General features: G+C 65.2%; 23 protein-coding genes. 19 read left to right on the top strand and 4 right to left on the bottom strand.

Annotated features, from left to right (window positions below):
* Nucleotides 1–198: 198 nt before the first annotated feature.
* The 18 genes from ACXAF5_RS11040 to ACXAF5_RS10955 all read left to right on the top strand — a co-directional run bounded on the left by ACXAF5_RS11040 (nucleotide 199) and on the right by ACXAF5_RS10955 (nucleotide 14,777).
* Entirely contained in the window at nucleotides 199–552 is a 354-nt protein-coding gene (locus ACXAF5_RS11040) for a ubiquitin family protein (RefSeq protein ID WP_474946612.1), read from the top strand.
* On the top strand, nucleotides 521–1,822 hold the full coding sequence (locus ACXAF5_RS11035; protein ID WP_474946611.1) for a DNA-packaging protein: 1,302 nt from the start codon (nucleotides 521–523) through the stop codon (nucleotides 1,820–1,822). Before ACXAF5_RS11040 ends, ACXAF5_RS11035 begins: the two co-directional genes overlap by 32 nt.
* Nucleotides 1,823–2,107: 285 nt before the next feature.
* Complete coding sequence (locus ACXAF5_RS11030) at nucleotides 2,108–3,313, top strand: phage portal protein (RefSeq protein ID WP_474946610.1); 1,206 nt, start codon at nucleotides 2,108–2,110, stop codon at nucleotides 3,311–3,313.
* Nucleotides 3,306–3,530, top strand: a complete 225-nt coding sequence (locus ACXAF5_RS11025) for a GTA head formation protein, RCAP_rcc01685 family (RefSeq protein ID WP_005685939.1) — start codon at nucleotides 3,306–3,308, stop codon at nucleotides 3,528–3,530. Before ACXAF5_RS11030 ends, ACXAF5_RS11025 begins: the two co-directional genes overlap by 8 nt.
* Before the next feature lie 35 nt (nucleotides 3,531–3,565).
* Entirely contained in the window at nucleotides 3,566–4,138 is a 573-nt protein-coding gene (locus tag ACXAF5_RS11020) for an HK97 family phage prohead protease (RefSeq protein WP_474946609.1), read from the top strand.
* Between the two features lie 20 nt (nucleotides 4,139–4,158).
* On the top strand, nucleotides 4,159–5,355 hold the full coding sequence (locus ACXAF5_RS11015; RefSeq protein ID WP_065323682.1) for a phage major capsid protein: 1,197 nt from the start codon (nucleotides 4,159–4,161) through the stop codon (nucleotides 5,353–5,355).
* Nucleotides 5,356–5,530: 175 nt separating this feature from the next.
* Entirely contained in the window at nucleotides 5,531–6,133 is a 603-nt protein-coding gene (locus ACXAF5_RS11010) for a head-tail connector protein (protein ID WP_474946608.1), read from the top strand.
* Nucleotides 6,130–6,468: a head-tail adaptor protein gene (locus ACXAF5_RS11005; RefSeq protein WP_474946607.1), complete on the top strand. Its 339-nt coding sequence runs from the start codon at nucleotides 6,130–6,132 to the stop codon at nucleotides 6,466–6,468. The genes ACXAF5_RS11010 and ACXAF5_RS11005 overlap by 4 nt, the downstream gene beginning before the upstream one ends.
* Entirely contained in the window at nucleotides 6,465–6,872 is a 408-nt protein-coding gene (locus ACXAF5_RS11000; RefSeq protein ID WP_474946606.1) for a DUF3168 domain-containing protein, read from the top strand. Before ACXAF5_RS11005 ends, ACXAF5_RS11000 begins: the two co-directional genes overlap by 4 nt.
* Nucleotides 6,873–6,907: 35 nt before the next feature.
* Nucleotides 6,908–7,321, top strand: a complete 414-nt coding sequence (locus tag ACXAF5_RS10995; RefSeq protein WP_009178857.1) for a phage major tail protein, TP901-1 family — start codon at nucleotides 6,908–6,910, stop codon at nucleotides 7,319–7,321.
* A gap of 3 nt (nucleotides 7,322–7,324) precedes the next feature.
* Nucleotides 7,325–7,648: a gene transfer agent family protein gene (locus ACXAF5_RS10990; RefSeq protein ID WP_474946605.1), complete on the top strand. Its 324-nt coding sequence runs from the start codon at nucleotides 7,325–7,327 to the stop codon at nucleotides 7,646–7,648.
* Entirely contained in the window at nucleotides 7,645–7,860 is a 216-nt protein-coding gene (locus tag ACXAF5_RS10985; protein ID WP_474946604.1) for a rcc01693 family protein, read from the top strand. Before ACXAF5_RS10990 ends, ACXAF5_RS10985 begins: the two co-directional genes overlap by 4 nt.
* 3 nt (nucleotides 7,861–7,863) lie before the next feature.
* Nucleotides 7,864–8,523: a phage tail tape measure protein gene (locus ACXAF5_RS10980; RefSeq protein ID WP_046002130.1), complete on the top strand. Its 660-nt coding sequence runs from the start codon at nucleotides 7,864–7,866 to the stop codon at nucleotides 8,521–8,523.
* Between the two features lie 13 nt (nucleotides 8,524–8,536).
* Entirely contained in the window at nucleotides 8,537–9,169 is a 633-nt protein-coding gene (locus ACXAF5_RS10975) for a phage distal tail protein, Rcc01695 family (RefSeq protein WP_474946603.1), read from the top strand.
* A complete protein-coding gene (locus ACXAF5_RS10970; RefSeq protein WP_474946602.1) occupies nucleotides 9,169–10,047 on the top strand; it encodes a DUF2163 domain-containing protein in 879 nt (292 codons plus the stop codon). Before ACXAF5_RS10975 ends, ACXAF5_RS10970 begins: the two co-directional genes overlap by 1 nt.
* Entirely contained in the window at nucleotides 10,044–10,472 is a 429-nt protein-coding gene (locus ACXAF5_RS10965) for an NlpC/P60 family protein (protein ID WP_474946601.1), read from the top strand. The genes ACXAF5_RS10970 and ACXAF5_RS10965 overlap by 4 nt, the downstream gene beginning before the upstream one ends.
* Before the next feature lie 58 nt (nucleotides 10,473–10,530).
* Nucleotides 10,531–14,451 carry a baseplate multidomain protein megatron gene (locus ACXAF5_RS10960; RefSeq protein ID WP_474946600.1) on the top strand — a complete coding sequence of 1,307 codons (3,921 nt, stop codon included), beginning with the start codon at nucleotides 10,531–10,533 and terminating at the stop codon, nucleotides 14,449–14,451.
* Nucleotides 14,452–14,465: 14 nt separating this feature from the next.
* On the top strand, nucleotides 14,466–14,777 hold the full coding sequence (locus ACXAF5_RS10955) for a DUF7742 family protein (protein WP_474946599.1): 312 nt from the start codon (nucleotides 14,466–14,468) through the stop codon (nucleotides 14,775–14,777).
* A 110-nt stretch (nucleotides 14,778–14,887) separates the two neighbouring features.
* Here the strand turns inward: ACXAF5_RS10955 and ACXAF5_RS10950 are convergent, their stop codons facing one another.
* On the bottom strand, nucleotides 14,888–15,094 hold the full coding sequence (locus tag ACXAF5_RS10950; RefSeq protein WP_011538414.1) for a cold-shock protein: 207 nt from the start codon (nucleotides 15,092–15,094) through the stop codon (nucleotides 14,888–14,890).
* A 398-nt stretch (nucleotides 15,095–15,492) separates the two neighbouring features.
* On the opposite strand from ACXAF5_RS10950, the gene cysE reads away from it, so the two are divergent.
* Nucleotides 15,493–16,299 (top strand): serine O-acetyltransferase, encoded by an 807-nt coding sequence (gene cysE / locus ACXAF5_RS10945; protein ID WP_239319782.1) that lies wholly within the window; start codon nucleotides 15,493–15,495, stop codon nucleotides 16,297–16,299.
* An 87-nt stretch (nucleotides 16,300–16,386) separates the two neighbouring features.
* On the opposite strand, the gene ACXAF5_RS10940 is transcribed toward cysE, so the two are convergent.
* The 3 genes from ACXAF5_RS10940 to ACXAF5_RS10930 all read right to left on the bottom strand — a co-directional run bounded on the left by ACXAF5_RS10940 (nucleotide 16,387) and on the right by ACXAF5_RS10930 (nucleotide 21,084).
* Nucleotides 16,387–18,147 (bottom strand): methyl-accepting chemotaxis protein, encoded by a 1,761-nt coding sequence (locus tag ACXAF5_RS10940; protein ID WP_474946598.1) that lies wholly within the window; start codon nucleotides 18,145–18,147, stop codon nucleotides 16,387–16,389.
* 220 nt (nucleotides 18,148–18,367) lie between these two features.
* The gene (locus tag ACXAF5_RS10935) at nucleotides 18,368–19,693 is read right to left on the bottom strand and encodes a pyruvate dehydrogenase complex dihydrolipoamide acetyltransferase (RefSeq protein WP_474946597.1); all 1,326 of its coding nucleotides are present in this window, start codon (nucleotides 19,691–19,693) and stop codon (nucleotides 18,368–18,370) included.
* Between the two features lie 11 nt (nucleotides 19,694–19,704).
* Entirely contained in the window at nucleotides 19,705–21,084 is a 1,380-nt protein-coding gene (locus tag ACXAF5_RS10930) for a pyruvate dehydrogenase complex E1 component subunit beta (protein WP_474946596.1), read from the bottom strand.
* Nucleotides 21,085–21,089 lie beyond the last annotated feature (5 nt).

Here is a 21,089-nt window from a genome sequence, read left to right as displayed (position 1 = left end):
TGCGGGGGCGCCTAAGCACAAGCCGTGGCCGTTGCGCCCCGGGCGCACGCCGGTCTGACGTGATGTTCATCCGTCTGCGCTAAAACCTTCCCCGGCAGCTGGAAAACGTGGGGGCAAGGATCGGCGGACCTGGACGGGTCTCTGATCCTGGCCTCCCGTTTCTCCCAACGGATCGTTCTGAGACGAGGCCGTACCCCCATGACATCACAGACGCCCGAAGAGCTGATGGAGATCAGCTCTGATCTCTTGCGCTCTCTGCACGACAGCCTGCGGCGTGCGCGCCGGATCAGTGAGGATTACCTCGCCCAGTTCGAGGCGGAACAGGACATCAACCCCGACACCGCGCAGCTCAAGCCGCAGATTGCCAAGCTCGATGGCCTGATCCGTGACATCCAGAAAGTGGAGAAAACCCTTGTCGACCGCAAAGACGCCCCTGGTGCCGCCCGCATGGTGGCTTTCGACCTCTGTGCCGCCCGCGATGAGATCGAGCGCCGCTTGGCTGGCCTCCGTGCCGCGCTTCATGACGCAGATCTGGCTGGAGGAGATGGATGACCACACCCTGGCGGCGATGCCCTATGTGTTCGATCTCTGGGCGCTTCCGCATCAATGCGCGCCTGCGGGCGAGTGGCGCGCCTGGGTGATCCTGGGCGGGCGCGGGGCGGGCAAGACCCGTGCCGGTGCCGAATGGGTGCGGTCCGAGGTCGAGGGGGCAGAGCCTTTTGGCATCGGTCGCGCGCGTCGCATGGCGCTGGTCGGCGAGACCTACGATCAGGTGCGCGACGTGATGATCCATGGCGACAGCGGCATCCTCGCCTGCTCGCCGCCGGACCGCCGCCCGGAGTGGCGCGCGGGCGAGCGCAGGCTGGTCTGGCCCAATGGGGCCACCGCGCAGGCGTTTTCTGCTTCTGACCCCGAGGCGCTGCGCGGGCCGCAGTTTGACGCCGCCTGGGTGGACGAGCTGGCGAAGTGGCGCCGCGCTCAGGATGCCTGGGATATGCTGCAATTCGCCCTGCGTTTAGGCGCGGCCCCGCGCGTCTGTGTGACCACCACCCCGCGCAATGTGCCGCTGCTGAAACAGCTGCTGGAGAGCCCCTCGACCGTCACCACCCATGCGCCCACCGAGGCCAACCGCGCCAACCTCGCGCCCAGTTTCCTGACAGAAGTGCGGGCGCGCTACGGTGGATCGCGACTGGCGCGGCAAGAGCTGGACGGCGTAATGCTGGCGGATGTGGATGGCGCACTCTGGACCTCTGGCATGCTGGAGCAGCTCCAGCGTCGCGACAGGCCGCCCCTTGATCGGATCGTGGTGGCGGTGGACCCGTCGGTGAGTGCGCATAAGGGCTCTGATGCCTGCGGTATCATTGTCGCCGGGGCGCAGACACAGGGGCCGATTTCCGAGTGGCGCGCCTATGTGCTGGCCGATCACACGGTGCAGGGGCTGGGGCCCACCGGCTGGGCGCGCGCCGCCATTGCCGCGCGCGACGCCTATCGGGCCGAGCGACTGGTGGCCGAGGTCAATCAGGGCGGGGCATTGGTGGGCACCGTATTGCGGCAGGTTGATCCCCTGGTGCCCTTTACGCCGGTCCACGCCAGCACAGGCAAGGCTGCGCGTGCCGAACCCGTCGCGGCGCTCTATGAACAGGGGCGCGTGCATCATGCACCGGGCCTGCAAGAGCTGGAGGAGCAGATGTGCCTGATGACGGCGCAGGGATATCGCGGCGATGGCTCTCCCGACCGTGTGGATGCGCTGGTCTGGGCGCTGCATGCGCTGATTATCGGCCCGGCAGAGCAGCATCGCTGCCCCAAGATCCGCCGCCTGTAATCCGAACGCCCGCGCGATCCGTCCGGCCGTCAGGTCGGCCAGCCCCCGACCCTGCCCACGGGAGGGGGCTTTACCCCCACCCAGGGTCAGGGGCTGTCCTTTGAACTCTCCGATGAAACGCCCGCCTCGCGCGGGCGTTTTGCTTTTCTATCAGAGACTTGACGTCAGGTGTTGCGCCCCCGGCGCACGCCCTGCTGGCGGGATGTTCAAATCCCTGTGGCAGATTGTTTCCCAACACGACGGGCATCGGCCCAAGGCGAAACCGGAACGGCAAAGGAGTGCACCATGGTCTTTGACCTGCTGCGACGCAAGACGGGGCGAGTGGATCAGACGGCGGCTGCGGCCCCGTCGCAAAAGGCCAGCGCTGCGGCGCGGGTGCTGCCGATGGGCAATGGCACGCAGGCCGCCTGGGGGCCGCGTGACACGGTCTCTCTGACCCGCGCAGGGTTTCTGGGCAACCCGGTTGGCCACCGCGCGGTGAAACTCATCGCCGAGGCCGCCGCCGCGCTGCCTTTGGTGCTGCAGAGCACGGATGCGCGGTATGACAGCCACCCGCTGCTCTCGCTGCTGTCGCGCCCCAATGCGGCGCAGGCACGGGCCGAGATGCTGGAGGCGCTCTATGCCAACCTGCTCCTGTCGGGCAATGCCTATATCGAGGCGGTCGCCTCTGATCAGGGCTGGCCGGTGGAACTGCACATCCTGCGCCCGGATCGCATGCGGGTGGTGCCGGGGGGGGATGGCTGGCCGGTGGGCTATGACTATGCGGTGGGCGGCAAGACGCATCGCTTTGCGATAGATCCCGCACGCCCGGCGATCTGCCACCTCAAGAGCTTTCATCCGCTCGACGATCACTACGGTCTGGCGCCGCTTCAAGCTGCCGCCACCGCGGTCGAGGTACATAGCGCCGCCGCGCGCTGGTCAAAATCCCTGCTGGACAATGCCGCGCAACCCTCCGGCGCGCTGGTCTGGACCGGATCGGACGGGCTGGGGCAGATGGGCGACGACCAGTTCCGCCGCCTCTCCGAGGAGATCGAGGCCAATTTCCAAGGCGCGCGCAATGCCGGACGGCCGATGGTGCTGGAGGGCGGTCTGGACTGGAAGCAAATGGGCTTCAGCCCCTCGGATATGGAATTCCACCGCACCAAGGACAGCGCCGCGCGCGAGATTGCGCAGGCCTTTGGGGTACCGCCGATGCTCCTCGGCATTCCGGGCGATGCCACCTATGCCAACTATCAGGAGGCCAACCGGGCGTTCTATCGCCTGACCGTGCTGCCCTTGGCGATGCGGGTGGCGGCGAAACTTTCGGACTGGCTGACGCGGTTTGGCACCGAGGTTCTGGAGCTGAAACCGGACCTCGATCAGGTGCAGGCCCTCAGCACTGAACGCGAGGCGCAGTGGCGGCGCGTGACGCAGGCGGATTTCCTGACCGAGTCTGAGAAGCGCCAGATGCTGGGCCTGCCGCCGCGCAGCGTGGAGGGGCCGGATGACTGACTATCCGTTGCCGCCCTTTGACTGCGCCCCAAGCCAGCGACTGAGTGCCCATGAACGCGTGAGTGAAATCCGTCAGGAGGCGCTGAACCGGCGACTGGATCGGATGGAACGGATGATGGAGCGGCTGGAAAAACGGCTCTGGATCACCGTCTACGGCGTTGCCGCCGTGATCCTGGCGCAGGCCTTTCAGGGCTTTTTGTCGGTGCAGTTGCCCTGAGCGATAATCAAGACACTTCAGAAAGGTAGAGCGTGATGCTGACAGATCATGAGCCCCGGCTCGAGACCAAATTCGCCCGCTTTGGCGAGGCGTTGTCCCTAAGCGCCGGAGAGGTGATCGAAGGCTATGCGAGCCTCTTTGGTGCCCCCGATCGGGGCAAGGATATCGTCACCCGTGGCGCTTATGCGGCCTCGCTCGCGGCGCATCAGGCGCGCGGCAGCAAGGTCAAGATGCTCTGGCAGCATGACCCGAGCCACCCCATCGGCGTCTGGGACGAGATCCTTGAGGACGACACCGGCCTGCGCGTCAAAGGGCGTCTCCTCACGGAAACCCAGAAAGGCGCAGAGGCCGCCGCTCTGGTGCGCGCCGGGGCCATCGAGGGGCTGTCGATCGGCTATCGCACCGTTAAGGCGACCCGCGACAAGGAAGGCCACCGGCGGCTGGAGGAGCTTCAGCTCTGGGAGGTGTCGCTGGTGACCTTCCCGATGCTGCCCTCGGCCCGGCTGTCGCGGCTTGCCCGGCGCGAGGCGGAGGCGGCGAAATCCGACGCCTCCGATGCGGGCCTGCGCGCCCTCGCGGACGCCCTGCGCGCGGCCACCAGACCCTAACCCCTGAAAGAGGATCAGAGATGACAGATCATCCATTCACGGGCCACGCGCCCGAGGATGCGGCGACCCCGCCGCAGAATGTGGCCACGGAAGTGAAACAGGCCGTTTCGCAATTCGTGCAGCATTTCAAGGGGTTCCAAGACGACGTGACCGAGAAACTCAAACAGACGGAAGAGCGTATGACCATGTTGGATCGTAAAACCCAAACCGCGGCCCGGCCGCATCTGGCGGCGGCGGAGGTCGATGGCGCGCCGCATCAAAAGGCCATGCAAGCCTATCTGCGCCATGGCGACGAGGAGGGCTTTCGCGGCCTCGATATGGGCACCAAGGCCATGTCGACGGCGGTGAATTCCGATGGCGGTTTCCTTGTCGACCCGCAGACCTCCGATGTGGTGAAATCGGTGCTGCAATCCACCGCCTCGATCCGCGCGGTGGCCTCGGTGGTCAATGTGGAGGCGACGTCGTTTGACGTGCTGATCGACCATTCCGATGTGGGCGCGGGCTGGGCCACCGAGACCGGCTCGGTCACGGAAACCGGCACGCCGTCGATTGACCGTATCGTGATCCCGCTGCACGAGCTTTCGGCGCTGCCCAAGGCGTCGCAACGACTGCTGGATGACAGCGCCTTTGACATCGAGGGCTGGCTGGCGGGGCGGATCGCCGACAAATTCGCCCGCGCCGAGGCGCAGAGCTTTATTTCAGGGGATGGCGTGGACAAGCCCACCGGCATCCTGACCCATCCCACGGTGGACAATGACAGCTGGAGCTGGGGCAACATCGGCTATGTGGCCACCGGCAGCGACGGCGATATCGGCTCGGCGGATGCGATCATCGATCTGGTCTATGCGCTGGACGCGCGCTACCGCGCCGGGGCGAGTTTTGTGATGAACTCCAAAACCGCCGGTCTGATCCGCAAGCTGAAGGACGCCGATGGCCGCTTCCTGTGGTCCGATGGTCTTGCGGCGGGCGAGCCTGCGCGGCTGATGGGCTATCCGGTGCTGGTGGCCGAGGATATGCCGGATGTGGCCTCTGACAGCCTGTCGATTGCCTTTGGCGACTTTGGCGCAGGCTACACCATTGCCGAACGTCCGGACCTGCGCGTCCTGCGCGACCCGTTCTCCGCCAAGCCGCATGTGCTGTTTTACGCCACCAAGCGGGTGGGCGGCGACGTCAGCGACTTTGCCGCGATCAAGCTGATGAAATTCGGGCTGAGCTGAGCGCTTAGGCCCGGATGACGGGGCCGGCAGCCCGGCTCCGTCGGTGGGTGCGTGCCTCATGGGTTTGTCGTCCAGCTGCTCCCTCCGTCCGAGCGGCAGACCCGGTGCGCACCCGTCCAATGGACGGCGCGGCAGAGACCGCGTGAGGGAGACAGTTTTTCAGCGGAGAGAGCCGATGATTTTGCACGAACTGACCCCGCTGCCCGACAGCATTTTGCCGCTCGCGGCCTTCAAGGCGCATCTGCGTCTGGGCACCGGCTTTGGCGAGGAGGCCTTGCAGGACGCGGTGCTTCTGGCCTTCTTGCGCGCCAGCCTCGCGGCGATCGAGGCGCGCACCAACAAGGCGCTCTTGACGCGCGACTACGAGTGGCGGCTCAATGCCTGGCCCCGCGTGGTGGAGCTGCCGGTGGCGCCGGTTTCAAACGTCTCGCAGGTGGCAATGGTGGACCAGACCGGCGCGGAGACGGAGGTGCCCGAGGCGGCCTATGCGCTGGCGCCCGACGCCCATGCTCCGCGCCTGACGCCGCGCGTGGCAGTCTGGCCAATGATGCCCTCGGGGGGCGGCGCGGTGATCCGCTTTACCGCCGGGATGGCCGCCACATGGGACGCGCTTCCGGCTGATCTCGCGCAGGCGGTGATGCTGCTGGCGGCGCATTATTACGAGTATCGCGATGACACCTCGCTGCATGCGGGCTGCATGCCCTTTGGCGTGGCGAGCCTGTTGGACCGGCACCGGATGCCGCGTCTGAGCCTGTCCCGAAACGAGGTGCACTCATGAGCGCGCCGCGATTGAACCGCCCATTGCGGCTGGAAGATCCGCAAGCGACCAGCGATGGCGCCGGGGGATTTGACATCACATGGGTCGAGCTGGGCCAGCACTGGGCCGAGGTCGACGCGCTGACGGGGCGCGAGAGTGGCCGACGTGGCACCTCCGTCTCGCTGCAGCGCTATCGGATCACCCTGCGTTCCGCCCCGGTGGGATCTTCTGCGCGCCCCAAGCCGGACCAGCGGTTTCGCGAAGGCAGCCGCATCTACAAGATCGACGCCGTGGCAGAGCGCGACATGGACGGGCGTTACCTCATTTGTTTCGCAACAGAGGAGCTGGCCACATGACCTATGCGCTGTCTCACAGCCTGCAAACCGCCGTCTACCAGCATCTGATCAACGATGCCACGCTGGCGGCAGAGGTGGGCACGGCGGTCTACGACATGCTGCCTGCGGGCACGCTGCCGGGGATCTATGTGACCCTCGGCGCGGAGAGCGTGCGGGACCGCTCCGATGTCACAGGCGGCGGCGCGCTGCATCGCTTTACCGTGACCGTGGTCGCCAATGCGGCCGGGTTCAGCGCGGCCAAACGCGCGGCGGCGGCGATCTCCGACGCTCTGGTGGATGCGCCGCTGACCCTGACGCGCGGGCATCTGGTGGGGCTGTGGTTTGACCGCGCCAACGCCAAACGGCTGAGCAACGGGGATCGTTCCATCGCGCTGCGGTTTTCCGCGCGGCTCGAAGACTCCTGACTGAATTTCAACGCATTAACAGAAGGATCTCACCCATGAGTGCTCAAAACGGCAAGGATCTCCTGATCAAGGTGGATATGACCGGCACCGGCAGTTTCACCACCATCGCAGGCCTGCGCGCCACCCGTATCAGCTTCAACGCCGAGAGCGTCGATGTGACCAGCCTCGACAGTGCGGGCGGCTGGCGCGAACTGTTGGGCGGTGCGGGCGTGCGCTCAGCAAACCTCTCCGGCTCGGGTGTGTTTCGCGATGCAGACACCGACGAGCGCGCGCGGCAGCTGTTCTTTGATGGTGAGACCCCGGCGTTTCAGGTGGTGATCCCGGATTTCGGCACCGTCGAGGGGCCGTTTCAGGTCACCGCGCTGGAATACGCGGGCAGCCACAATGGCGAGGCCACCTATGAGCTGTCGCTGGCCTCCGCCGGTGCGCTGACCTTTACGGCGGTGTGAGCCATGGCAAACCCCTATGCAGGCGAAGTGACACTGGTGCTCAACGGCCAGCCGCAGATGCTGAAGCTGACGCTCGGCGCGTTGGCGGAACTGGAGGCGGAACTGGGCGAGGGCGACTTGATTTCTCTGGTGCAACGCTTTGAAACCGGGCGGTTTTCCTCTTGCGACATGCTGGCGCTTCTGGCGGCGGGGCTACGCGGCGGCGGGTCTAAGATCAGCCGCGAAGATCTGGCGCAGGCCGAGATCGAGGGCGGCGTGATGCAGGCCACCAAGGTGGCGGCGCAATTGCTGGCGCTGAGTTTCGCGCTGCCCGCGGGGGATGCATGAGCCGCGTGGCGATGCTCGATTGGCCCGCCCTGATGCGGGCCGGGATGCTGGGGCTGCGGCTGACCCCGCGTGAGTTCTGGCAGCTGACCCCGGCAGAGCTGCGGCTGATGCTGAACCTTGATGCCAGCACACCACCTATGGACCGCGACCGCCTGAGCCATCTGATGACGCAGTTCCCGGATCAGATCAACGACGTGAACCAACCGGAGTAACCCATGGCAAACACGACAGATTCCGACTTTGAATCCCAGGCGGGGCCGCTGGAGGACAGCCTTGGCGATGCCGCCGGGATGGCGGCACAATTCACCGCCGAGATGGACCGAGTGCGCGCGGCCTTTGCCGCGACCCAAGCCGATGCGGCGGATTTTGAAACCGGCCTCAGCCGGGGGCTGCGGCGCGCGATGAAGGATCTGGTGGTGGATGGCGACAGTCTGAGCGATGCGCTGGAAAGCCTCGCCAAGACGATGATCAACACCACCTTCAACTCCGCCATGCGTCCGGTGACAGATCACCTCGGCGGGTTGGTGAGCGATGGGATCGGCGCGCTGGTCGGTGGCATCCTGCCCTTTGCCGATGGCGCGGCCTTCAGTCAGGGCAAGGTCACGCCCTTTGCGCGTGGTGGCGTGGTGTCCTCGCCGACGCATTTCCCGATGCGTGGCGGGCTTGGGCTGATGGGCGAAGCGGGGCCAGAGGCGATCCTGCCGCTGGCGCGCGGCCATGACGGCAGCCTCGGGGTGAAGACGCAAGGCGGCGGCAAATCTCCAACCGTGGTGATGAATGTCACCACCCCCGATGTGGCCGGGTTCCAGCGCTCCCGTGGGCAGATCGCAGCCCAGATGAGCCGCATGCTCGCACGCGGAAACCGCAATAGGTAAGGAGGGTAAGCCCATGAGTTTTCACGAAGTTCGTTTCCCTGAGACGCTCTCTTTTGGCTCTGTTGGCGGGCCGGAGCGGCGCACGGATGTGGTGACGCTGGCCAATGGTCACGAGGAACGCAACACCCCATGGGCGCATGCGCGGCGGCGTTATGATGCGGGGCTTGGCCTGCGCGGTCTTGAGGATATTGCCGCGTTGATTGCGTTCTTTGAGGCCCGTCAGGGCCAGCTCCATGGGTTTCGGTGGAAGGACTGGACCGACTATGCGTCATCGCTGCCGGGGCAGGATGTGACGTTTGCGGATCAGCTGATCGCCACCGGTGATGGCGACACCAACAGGTTTCAGCTGGCCAAACGCTACCGCTCCGGCCCGCATGAATACCTGCGCCCGATCAGCAAACCCGTGGCGGGCACTGTGCGCCTTGGGATCGACAATGAGGCGCTGGTGGAGGGCGTGGATTATGACCTCGACCTGACCACGGGGCTGGTGACGCTGGCCTATGTGCCGGAAATTGGACGTGAAATCCGCGCCGGGTTTGAGTTCGACGTGCCGGTCCGCTTTGACACGGATCGCATCCAGACCTCGGTGGCGTCGTTTCAGGCGGGCGAGGCCCCGAATGTGCCAGTGGTGGAGGTGCGGGTGTGATGGATCGCGAAGGCTTGAACACGCATCTCAAATCCGGGGCCACCATGGTGTGCCGCGCCTGGGCCGTGACCCGCGAAGACGGCGTGACGCTGGGCTTCACCGACCATGACCGGGATCTGAGCTTTGACGGCGTGACATTCCGCGCCGGAACCGGCCTCACGGCGCGCAGCCTGATGCAGAGCACCGGGCTTGCGGTCGACAACAGCGAAGCACTCGGCGCACTCAGCTCCGATGCGGTGCGCGAGGCGGATATTGAATCCGGGCGCTATGACGGGGCCGAGGTGCGGGCGTGGCTGGTGAACTGGGCCGACACCACTCAGCGCGCCTTGCAGTTTCGCGGCTCCCTGGGGGAGATCCGCCGTGCAGGCGGTGCGTTTGAGGCGGAGCTGCGGGGCCTGACCGAAGGATTGAACCAGCCGCTCGGGCGGGTGTTTCAGACGCCCTGTAGCGCGGTTCTGGGGGATGTGGCGTGTAAATTCGACCTCAACACTGCGGGGTATGTCACTGATGTGTCGGTTGAAAACATCGACGAGGGGCAGAATTTCACATGGGGCGCGCTTGATGGGTTTGCGCCGGAGTGGTTCACCGGCGGGCGGCTCACCGTGCTGAGTGGCGCAGGCGCCGGTCTGTGGGCACCGATCCGGTCGGACAGCACGAGCGAGGGCCGTGAAATCACCCTCTGGCAACCGATCCGCGCCGATGTTCAGCCGGGCGACATGGTGCGTCTGACCGCAGGCTGTGACAAGCGCATGAGCACCTGTCGGCTGAAGTTCGACAATCTGGTGAACTATCAGGGCTTTCCCGACATCCCCGGCGAGGACTGGATGGTCGCGGTGCCCAAGCGCAATGGTCAGAACACCGGCGGCAGCCGCCGATGAGCCGCGACATCGACACAGAGGCGGTGGCCGTGGCACGGCACTGGCTGGGCACGCCCTATCGGCATCAGGGGGCCACGCGGGGTGCGGGCTGCGATTGTCTCGGGCTGATCCGGGGCATCTGGCGCAGCCTATATGGCAGCGAACCCGAACCCATACCGCCCTATACCCGCGACTGGGCCGAACGCGGCACAGAGGAACGCCTGTGGCGGGCGGCGCTGCGACATATGCAGCCCGTCCAACACGCCGCGCCCGGTCAGGTGATCCTGTTTCGCATGCATGGAGGCGCTGTGGCCAAACACCTCGGCCTGCAAAGCAGCGAGTCCCATTTCATCCATGCCTACAGCGGTCATGGCGTGGTCGAGAGCGCGCTGACACCCGCATGGCAGCGCCGCATCGTGGCGCGCTTTGCCTTTCCCGCAGAGTGAGCGAGCGGGCTGTGGCCCGGACTTTCTCCACCCCAACGATCCCTGAGGAGGACATATCATGGCGACATTGGTACTGGCGGCGGCAGGGTCCGCCGTGGGCGGGGCAATTGGCGGCTCTGTGGCGGGGCTGTCGACCGCGATCATTGGCCGGGCGGTCGGCGCAACCCTGGGTCGGGTCATTGACGAGCGCCTCCTGGGCAGTGGCAGTGCTGCGGTGGAAACCGGCAAGGTCGACCGCTTTCGCATCACCACCGGCAGCGATGGCGAGCCGATGGCGCAGGTCTTTGGCCGCATGCGGCTGGGCGGGCAGGTGATTTGGGCGACGGAGTTTGTCGAGACCGCAACCACCACATCCTCGGGCGGCAAGGGCTCTGCCCCCAAACGCACCACCACCAGCTATTCCTACAGCCTGTCGATGGCGGTGGCGATCTGCGCGGGCGAGATCACACGGGTGTCGCGCGTCTGGGCCGATGGCGAGGAGGTGGCGCTGCGTGACCTCAATATGACCGTCTACCGGGGCAGCAAAGACCAGCAGCCCGAGCCGCTGATGGAGGCGGTGGAGGGCACGGGCCAGGTGCCCGCCTATCGCGGCACCGCCTATGTGGTGTTCGAAAACCTCGATCTGGAGCGTTTTGGCAACCGGGTGCCGCAGTTCTCGTTTGAAGTGCTGCGCGCGGAGCAGCCCTCGGGCGCGGCTTATGAACAGGATCTGGCGCAGATCGTGCCCGGCGTGGCCCTGATCCCCGGCACGGGCGAATACAGTCTGGCCAGCCAGCCAGTCTATATGCAGCACGGGCCGGGCGCGCAGAAAGCCGCCAATATCAATCAGATCTCGGGTGAGACAGATCTGGTGGCCTCGGTCGATGCGTTGTCCGAGGAGCTGCCGCAGGCCGAGGCGGTGTCCATGGTGGTGTGCTGGTTTGGCGATGACCTGCGCTGTGGTGACTGCACCCTTGCGCCCAAGGTGGAACAGAAGCTCGCTGATGGCTCGATGCCGTGGCAGGTGGCGGGGCTCACCCGGGCCAGCGCGGACGAAGTCATCAAGGACGCGGGCGCAGCCGTTTATGGTGGTACCCCGGCGGATCAGGCGGTGGTGCAGGGCATCCAGCACCTGAACGCCCAAGGCAAGCGGGTGATGTTTTACCCCTTCATCCTGATGGAGCAGCAGGCGGGCAATGATCTGCCCGATCCCTACAGCAACGCCGAGGGCCAACCGGTGTTGCCATGGCGGGGGCGGATCACGCTCTCGACCGCGCCGGGGCTGGCGGGCAGCCCGGATGGCACTGCGCTCGCGGATGCGGAGGTCGCAGATTTTCTCGGCGCCGCTCAGGCCAGCGATTTCGCGATCTCGGGTGGGCAGGTGAGCTATCACGGCCCCAATGAGTGGAGCTTTCGCCGCTTTATCCTGCATTACGCAGCGCTTTGCGCGGCGGCGGGCGGCGTGGAGTCGTTCTGCATCGGCTCGGAACTGCGCGGGTTGACGCAGATCCGGGGTGCGAGCGGCTTTCCTTTTGTTGAAGGTTTGAAGGATCTGGTGGGTGAGGTGCGCGCGCTCTTGGGGGCAGAGGTGAAACTGGGCTATGCGGCGGATTGGTCGGAGTATTTCGGCTACCAGACGCCGGAGGGCGACCATCTGTTTCACCTCGATCCGCTGTGGTCCGACCCGCAGATCGATTTTATCGGCATCGACAATTACATGCCGCTCAGCGACTGGCGCGAGGGCGAGGACCACCTCGACGCGCAGGAGTGGCCTGCGATCTATGATCTCGACTACCTCAAGGCCAATATCGAGGGCGGCGAGGGCTATGACTGGTATTACCATTCCCCCGAGGCCGAGGCGGCGCAGATCCGCACGCCGATCACCGATGGCGCCTATGATGAGCCGTGGATCTACCGCAACAAGGACATCCGCAGCTGGTGGTCGTTGCCGCATCACGACCGGATTGGGGGCGTGCGGTCCGAGACCGCGACCGATTGGGTGCCTCAATCCAAACCGATCTGGTTCACGGAACTGGGTTGTGCGGCCATCGACAAGGGCACCAATGAGCCGAACAAATTCCTTGATCCGAAAAGCTCTGAATCGAAATTGCCGCGTGCCTCCAATGGCTTGCGCGACGATCTGATCCAGCAGCAATATCTGCGCGCGCAGCTGACCTACTGGCAGGAGGCGACGCATAACCCGACCTCCAGCGCCTATGGCGGTGCGATGGTGGACCTGAGTCATGCCTATGTCTGGGCCTGGGACGCGCGGCCCTTTCCGGCCTTTCCCAACCGGGTGGAGGTCTGGGACGATGGCGAGAATTACGCGCGCGGGCATTGGCTCAACGGGCGCGCGGGGCAGCGCACGCTGGCCTCTGTGGTGACGGAGATCTGCCGCGAGGCGGGTGTGACGGAGATCGACGCCAGCCAGCTCTGGGGGATTGTGCGCGGCTATGCGGTCTATGACGTGGCGGAGGCGCGCAGTGCCTTGCAGCCCCTGATGCTGCGTCATGGGTTCGACGCGATCGAGCGCGATGGCACGCTGATCTTCCGCCTGCGTGACGGACTGAACGCATTGGATCTGGAGACGGACTCGCTGGCGGTGCTGCCAGAGATGGACGGCGATCAGGAACAAAGCCGCATGCCCGAGGCCGAGCTGATGGGCCGGGTGCGGCTGCGCTTTGTCGAATGGGGCGGCAGCCATGACACCGTTGCCGAAGAAGCGGTGCTGCCGGATGAGGCCACCCATGCGGTGAGCCAGAATGACCTGCCCATGGCCTTGACCCGTGCCGAGGGGCGGCAGGTGGTGCAGCGCTGGCTGGCGGAGGCGCGGATCTCGCGCGACACCGCACGCTTTGCGCTGCCGCCCTCGCGGGCGCTGGAGGTTGCGGCGGGTGACGTGGTGCGCCTGCCGGGGCAGGATGGCGAGGGCGCGGCGCGCTACCGGGTGGACCGGGTGGAGCAGGCCGAGGCGCAGATCCTCGAGGTTGTGCGCATTGAACCCGTGGTCTATCAGCCGCTGGCCACGCCGGAGGATCTGCCGCGCAATGATGCCTTTGCCGCGCCGGTGCCGGTGCTGCCGCTGTTCCTCGATCTGCCCTTGATGCGCGGGGATGAGGTGCCGCATGCACCGCATGTCTGTGCCACGGCGCGGGACTGGCCGGGCGCGGTTGCGCTCTATGGTGCGGATCTGGGCGGGGATTTCATGCTCGAAGAATTGCTGCCCGCCCGTGCAACGGTTGGGGTGACCACAACGGACCTGCTGGCCGGGCCGGTGGGGCGCTGGGATCGCGGCGCGGATCTGGAGGTGGAGCTGATCGCGGGCACGCTGGAGAGCCGCGAGCCTCTGTCGGTGCTGGGCGGGGCGAACCGACTGGCCATCGGCGACGGCAGCCCGGAGAACTGGGAGGTGATCCAGTTCACAGACGCCGAGTTGATCGCGCCGAACCGCTACCTGATCCGGGACCGTCTGCGTGGGCAATACGGCAGCGATGGTGTGATGCCGGACCTCTGGCCTGCGGGGTCCTTTGTGGTGCTGATAGATGCAGCGGTCGAGCAGCTGGACCTGGCGCTGACGGATCGGCGGATGTCGCGTGACTACCGCTTTGGTCCGGCGCGGCGCGCCTATGATGATCCATCCTATGTGGCGCTCTCGGCGGCCTTTGACGGCAATGGTTTGCGTCCCTATGCGCCGGTGCATCTGCGCACCGCTGACGCGTTGGGCGCGGATATGGCGTTTCACTGGATCAGGCGCACCCGTATCGAGGGCGACAGCTGGGATCTGGAGGAGGTACCACTGGGCGAAGAGGCCGAGGTCTACCGTGTGCAGGTGCGCGCGGGCAGCACGGTGCTGCGCGATCTGCGTGTCACCACGCCGGACTGGATCTACAGCGCGGCGGATCAGGCCAGCGATGGCGCAGGCGCGGGCGATGTGGTGCAGGTGGCGCAGGTCTCGGCGCGCTACGGAGCGGGGCCGGTGGCGGAATGGGTGCTGGCATAGTCCCGCAAATCAGAATGTGTCGCGATTATCCAAAACCGCGCCAGCCGATCCTGTGGGAAGACCTGCGCAGCCTGGCGCGGGCCCTGCTGGCGCATCCGGCGCCGCGCAGGGTGGCCTTGTGTCGGCAGATCCTTCTGGGGGCCAGCCGGGCGCGACGTCAGGCCGCGGCCACTGGCTGCTGCCACCCGCGCTGGGGTGATGGCTCACTGGATCGGGCGGCGCGTTGTTTTCCGCTGGCGGCGGAACCCTTTCCCGGCGATCCCGACTATGCGCGCTGCCTGCACATCGCCCTGAATGCGGTGACCGCGATGACGGGCGGCAGATGAAAAACGCCCCGGCGCCAAGGGCTGCCGGGGCGTTTTCTTGGAATGATCCGTGCTGGGGAGGCCTAAGCGCTCCCACACCGCACCAGACCGGCCCGAAGGCCGGTGGTCGATCAGGCCAGAGCCAGATCGGTTGCGGATTCGCGACCGTCACGGCCGGACTGGATCTCGAAGGTCACCGCCTGGCCGTCGGCCAGACCGGTCAGACCGGAGCGTTCCACTGCGGAGATGTGCACGAACACGTCGTTGGAGCGGCCTTCAACCGCGATAAAGCCGTAACCTTTGGTGGAGTTGAACCACTTCACGGTACCGTTTGCCATTTTCAAAGTTCCTTTTGGTCTTTGTCGCCCGCAACGTGCGGCGACCCGGCAGCTTAACGTCGAAAGCGGTCGGGTAGACGAAACTTCGATGGTATAAGGTTGCAGGTCCTTTTTGCCGTGGATTCTCGTTTTTTGCAAGTAGGATAATCGGCCATTGCGCCGGCGGTCGCGGCGTAAAAGGGCGAGAAATCATAGGTTTTTGCGGGGTTTTCATATTTCCGCCGGTGATCGGGGCGATCACGGGATTGCGCTTGGCATTTGAGAGGTTAGATCTCTAGTGTGGACGGGACTGGACCCGGAATAAGCCGGGACCGCGAGTTTCACTGGATCCAGATCCGCCGGGACCCCCGCCGGAGAGGATCAAGACACGGATGCCCCGCGCGAGAAGGACCACGCCGATGTTGGACACGCACAAGGCCGTCAGGCAGATCGACCCCGTCTGGGGCCGCATCACCGAGGAAGCCGAAACAGCCGTTGCTGAGCAGCCCCTGATGGGCGGTCTCATTCATGCCTGCATCCTGCACCACAAGACCCTCGACAAGGCGCTGAGCTACCGGATTGCGGCCAAGCTCAATTCCAACGAGATGTCGATGGTGATCCTGCGCGAGATCGTCGATGGCGCCTATGAGGCGGAACCGGCGCTGGTCGAGGCGGCCCGGGCCGACCTGATGGCGATCTATGACCGCGACCCGGCCTGCCACCGGCTGTTGCAGCCGATCCTCTATTTCAAGGGCTATCAGGCGGTGCAGGCCTATCGTGTCGGCCATTGGCTGTGGCAGCAGGGCGACTGGGATCTGGCCTATTTCTTCCAGATGCGGATTTCCGAGATCTTTGGCGTCGACATTCATCCGGCGGCCAAGATCGGCAAGGGGATCATGATCGACCACGCCCATTCCATCGTCATCGGCGAAACCGCCGTGGTGGGGGACAATGTGTCGATGCTGCATTCGGTGACGCTGGGCGGCACCGGCAAGGAAGAAGAGGACCGCCACCCCAAGATCGAAGATGGCGTGCTGATCGGCGCCGGGGCCAAGGTGCTGGGCAATATCCGCGTTGGGCATTGCTCGCGGATTGCGGCCGGGTCCGTGGTGCTGCAGGAGGTGCCGCCCTGCAAGACGGTGGCCGGGGTGCCGGCCAAGATCGTTGGCGAAGCGGGCTGCGATCAACCTTCGGTCAGCATGAATCAGGTGCTTGCCGGGAAGTGAGTTCGCGGTCCCGTTTTGTGGATGCGACTGTTGTTAAACGGAAAAAGGGCACCTGGGCGGTGCCCTTTTGCAGGTTAGTTGGCTGGATCAGGCCGCAGCCCGAGGGACCTCCGCCGTGCGCGGAGCGGTGTCTGCACCGAGTGGGGCGAGGTCGAAGGCGTTGACGAGCCTGTCCAGATGACCGGCGTCGCCGCGCAGGGATTGCACATCTGTCACCTGTCCGGCCAGGATTTGCGCATTGTCGCTGGTGGTGTGGCCGAGGGCGCTGAGCTGATCCGAGATGGTCTCCAGCCGTTTGGAATCATTGCCGAACCCATCGGCTGAATCCTGGATGCGGCTGGAGATCTGCTCCAGCGAGGCGATCACCTGTGTCAGCGCGTCGCCGGTGTTGTTGACCTCGGTCACGCCGTTCTGGATGTGATCGGTGGCGGTGTTGATCAGCCCCTTGACCTCGGTTGCGGCAGTTGAAGTGCGTTGGGCGAGGGCGCGGACTTCGCTGGCGACCACGGCGAATCCGGCCCCGGCGCTGCCTGCGCGCGCCGCTTCGACACCGGCGTTCAGTGCCAGCAGGTTGGTCTGGAAGGCGATGTCGTCGATCACCTTGATGATGGTTTCGATCTGGCTGGCGCTGGATTCGATCTCGGTCATCGCGGCGATTGCGTTTTCCACCACCTTGCCATTGGTGCGCGCCTCCTGCACCGCGGTCTGGGCGAGGCCGTTGACCGCATGCGCCCCCTCGGTGGCGGCGTTGACCGAGGCGGTGAGGTCCTGAAGCGCGCCGGAAATCTCGTCCAACGTCTCCGATTGCGCCTGGATCCGCTGCGAGAGGCTGCCCGATCCGGCCTCGATATTGGTGGTGCGGGTCAGGATGGTTCCAGCAGTGGCCAGCACCTGCGACAGGGCGGCGGCGATCGAGGAGATGGCGCTGTTGAAATCGGCGCGCAGCGGTTCATAGGCCTCGCCCAGGGGCGCGTCCATCTGCACGGTCAGATCGCGGCGGGCCAGCGACTCCAGCCCGGCGCGCAGGCGCTCGATGGCAAACAGCTGCGACTGTTGCTCGGTCTGGCGCAGGGTCTCGGTCTCCCGGCCCGCGGCCAGCGTGTCTTGAAGGGCGATGATTCGACGGGCAATCCGGCCCAGCTCATCACGGCGGTTGCTCAGCGGCAGGCGGGTGTCGTAATTGCCGGCGTCGATCCGCTCCAGAGCTGCGACAATCTGTGCCATGGGACGCCCGACCGTGCGTTTCAGGATCGCAAAACACACCAGCAGCGACGCGATCATCAGGCCGACGGCAATGCCCGCATCGCGGATCAGCGCTGCGGTGATGGCGGACTGGACCGGTGTCGGATCCCAGACCATGATGAGAACGCCGCGGATCGCCCCCTTGGAGGAGGCGATGGGGTAGACGATGGAAAACCCGTTGTCGCTGATCTGGGCTTCGCCGCTCTGCAACACGGCGGTTGCGGCGGCATCCAGGCGTTCGGCGCGTTCCGGTGCAAGCGTGCCGATGTCGGCCATGACGACGCCATCCCCCTTGATGACCTTGGTATAGGCAAAGCTCTCGCCGGCGCGTTCGATTACATAGGCCAGGCGGCTTTCGACAGTGCCGGAAAAGCCAAGCTGCACCGGCTGCGCCACCTGGGTGGCCGCCATATTGGTCAGCTCCAGCTGCAGGGTGCGCAGGGCATCCATAGACTGGGTTTCCAGACGGCCCCCTGCCAGGATCCCGATGGGCAGGGCCACAATGAGCGAAAAGATCGCAACAAGGGCCGCGATACGGAGGTTCATCGAGGCGAAGATGCTGTGCGACGTCTCGCGACGGGCGGCCGAGGGGCGCAGTTTGAACATGAGAATATCCCGCAAAAAGGAAGGTGGGGCGTGCTGTTGCTGTCTAGGGCGCTGATATTGCGATCAGGTAAACTGCAACAGCGCGAAGTGTTTTGAATTGCGGGTGAACGTCATGAAACTGTGATGTTTTCCGTGTCGGGCAGACCCCGTCCCGGCAAACGAAAAACGCCGGGCAGTGTCTGCCCGGCGTGCAATCCTGTCTGGTGTTGGCGCGGCCCTGTCAGGCCAGCATCACCATCGGGTTTTCCAGATTGTCGACGATCGCCTTCAAGAGGTCCGCGCCAAGCGCGCCGTCGATGACGCGGTGATCGACCGACATGGTGACGCTCATCACGGTGGCGACGGTGAGTTCGCCATCTGCGCCCACCACGGGTTTCTTGACGCCAGAGCCGACGGCCAGAATGCCCGCATGCGGCGGGTTCACGATGGCGTCGAAATTATCGATGCCGAACATGCCGAGGTTGGAGATTGCAAAGGAGCCGCCTTGGTATTCATGCGGTGCAAGCTTGCGGTCGCGGGCGCGGGTGGCGAGGTCTTTCATCTCTGCCGACAGCGCCGAGAGCGACTTCATGTCGGAATCTTGCAGCACCGGCGTGAACAGACCGCCCTCAATCGCGACCGCAACGGCCACATCGGAAGCTTTCATCTTGAGGACGCGATCCCCGGCCCAGACCGCATTGGCGTCGGGCACCGATTGCAGCGCCAGCGCCACGGCCTTGATGATGAAGTCATTGACCGAGAGTTTGACGCCCCGCGGCTCCAGCTGCTTGTTGAGCTGGGAGCGGAATTTTAGCAGCGCGTCGAGCTGGATGTCGCGGCGCAGGTAGAAATGCGGGATGGTCTGCTTGGCCTCGGTGAGGCGCGCGGCAATGGTCTTGCGCATGCCGTCGAGTTTGACTTCCTCGTAGTCGCGGCCCTCGTACATCTTGGCGACCGCATCGGCGGAGGGGCCAGCAGGCGCGGCGGCAGCTGCCGGAGCGGCGGCAGGCGCGGCCTTGGCCTCTGCCTTCGGAGCGGCGGTGGCGTTTTCCACATCGACCTTGATGATGCGTCCGCGCGGGCCGGAGCCTTTGATGGCGCTCAGGTCGAGACCCTTGTCGGCGGCGATGCGACGCGCCAGAGGCGAGGCAAAGATGCGCGAGCCATCTGCCGCAGCAGGTGCTGCCGGGGCAGGGGTTGCGCTTGCGGCGGCGGGGGCAGCGGCCGCGTCGGAGCCTCCTTCGGAGGCCGCCTCCTGAGCCGCGTCAGCGGCGGGGGCCGCTTCCGGTGTTGCCGCCGATGTGTCGATATCATCAGCGCTTTCACCATCCTCCAGCAGGACCGCGATGGGGGTGTTGACCTTCACCCCCTCAGAGCCCTCGGCGATCAGGATCTTGCCAACGACACCTTCGTCCACGGCCTCGAATTCCATCGTCGCTTTGTCGGTTTCGATCTCGGCAATGAGATCGCCGGAGGAGACGGTGTCGCCCTCCTTGACCAGCCATTTTGCCAGCGTGCCTTCCTCCATGGTGGGAGAGAGGGCGGGCATGAGAATTTCAGTGGGCATCCTTGCTCTCCTTAGCGGTAGGTCACTTGTTTCACGGCTTCGATCACCTCTTCGGTGGTGATCAGCGCGTGTTTTTCAAGGTTGGCAGCATAGGGCATCGGCACGTCCTTGCCGGTGCAGGTCACCACGGGCGCGTCGAGATAGTCGAACGCCTGTTGCATCACCTCAGAGGCAATATAAGAGCCAACGGAGCCCTGCGGCCAGCCTTCCTCGACGGTGACCAGGCGGTTGGTCTTCATCACCGATTTGATCACGGTGGGCAGGTCCATCGGGCGCAGGGTGCGCAGGTCGATGACCTCGGCGTTGATGCCGTCTTCGGCCAGCTTATCCGCCGCTTGCAGGGCGTAGGTCATGCCGATGCCGAAGGACACGATGGTGACATGGTCACCCTTGCGCCAGATTTTCGCCTTGCCGAAGGGCACGGTGTAATCGTCGAGCTTCGGCACATCGAACGACTTGCCGTAGAGGATCTCGTTTTCGAGGAAGATCACCGGGTTCGGGTCGCGGATCGCCGATTTCAGCAGGCCCTTGGCGTCGGCGGCGGAGTAGGGCATCGCCACCTTGAGGCCCGGGATCTGCATGTACCACGCAGCGTAGTCCTGGCTGTGCTGTGCGCCCACACGTGCCGCTGCACCGTTGGGGCCACGGAACACCATAGGTGCGCCCATCTGACCGCCGGACATATAGAGCGTCTTGGCCGCAGAGTTGATGATCTGGTCGATCGCCTGCATGGCGAAGTTGAAGGTCATGAACTCCACGATCGGGCGCAGGCCCCCAAAGGCCGCGCCGGTGGCGATCCCGGCAAAGCCGTGCTCGGTGATCGGAGTGTCGATCACGCGTTTGGCGCCGAACTCATCCAAGAGACCCTGGGTGATCTTGTAAGCGCCTTCATATTCGGCGACTTCCTCACCCATGACAAAGACGTCTTCATTGCCCCGCATCTCTTCGGCCATGGCGTCGCGTAGGGCTTCGCGGACAGTCTGGCTGACCACCTCGGTGCCTTCGGGGTAATCGGGGCTGTCATCCACCTCGGGCGCAGCCGGGGCCGCGGCAGCAGCGACGGTCGGCGCGGGCTCCGCAGGAGCCTCGGCGGCTGGCGCTTCTCCGCCCGCCGCAGGTGCGGATGCGACAGCATCCTCCACGCTTTCGCCCTCTTCCACGAGGATCGCGATGGGGGTGTTCACCTTCACGCCCTCGCTGCCTTCGTCGATGAGGATCTTGCCGACGATGCCTTCGTCGACAGCCTCGAATTCCATGGTGGCCTTGTCGGTTTCGATCTCGGCAAGAATATCGCCGGAGTTCACGGTATCGCCTTCCTTGACCAGCCATTTGGCCAGCGTGCCTTCCTCCATGGTCGGCGACAGGGCGGGCATCAGAATTTCAGTTGCCATAGTCT

The sequence above is a fragment of the Epibacterium sp. ABV4_022 genome (genome assembly GCF_056159345.1).
This window is presented reverse-complemented; position numbering and strand designations above follow the sequence as displayed.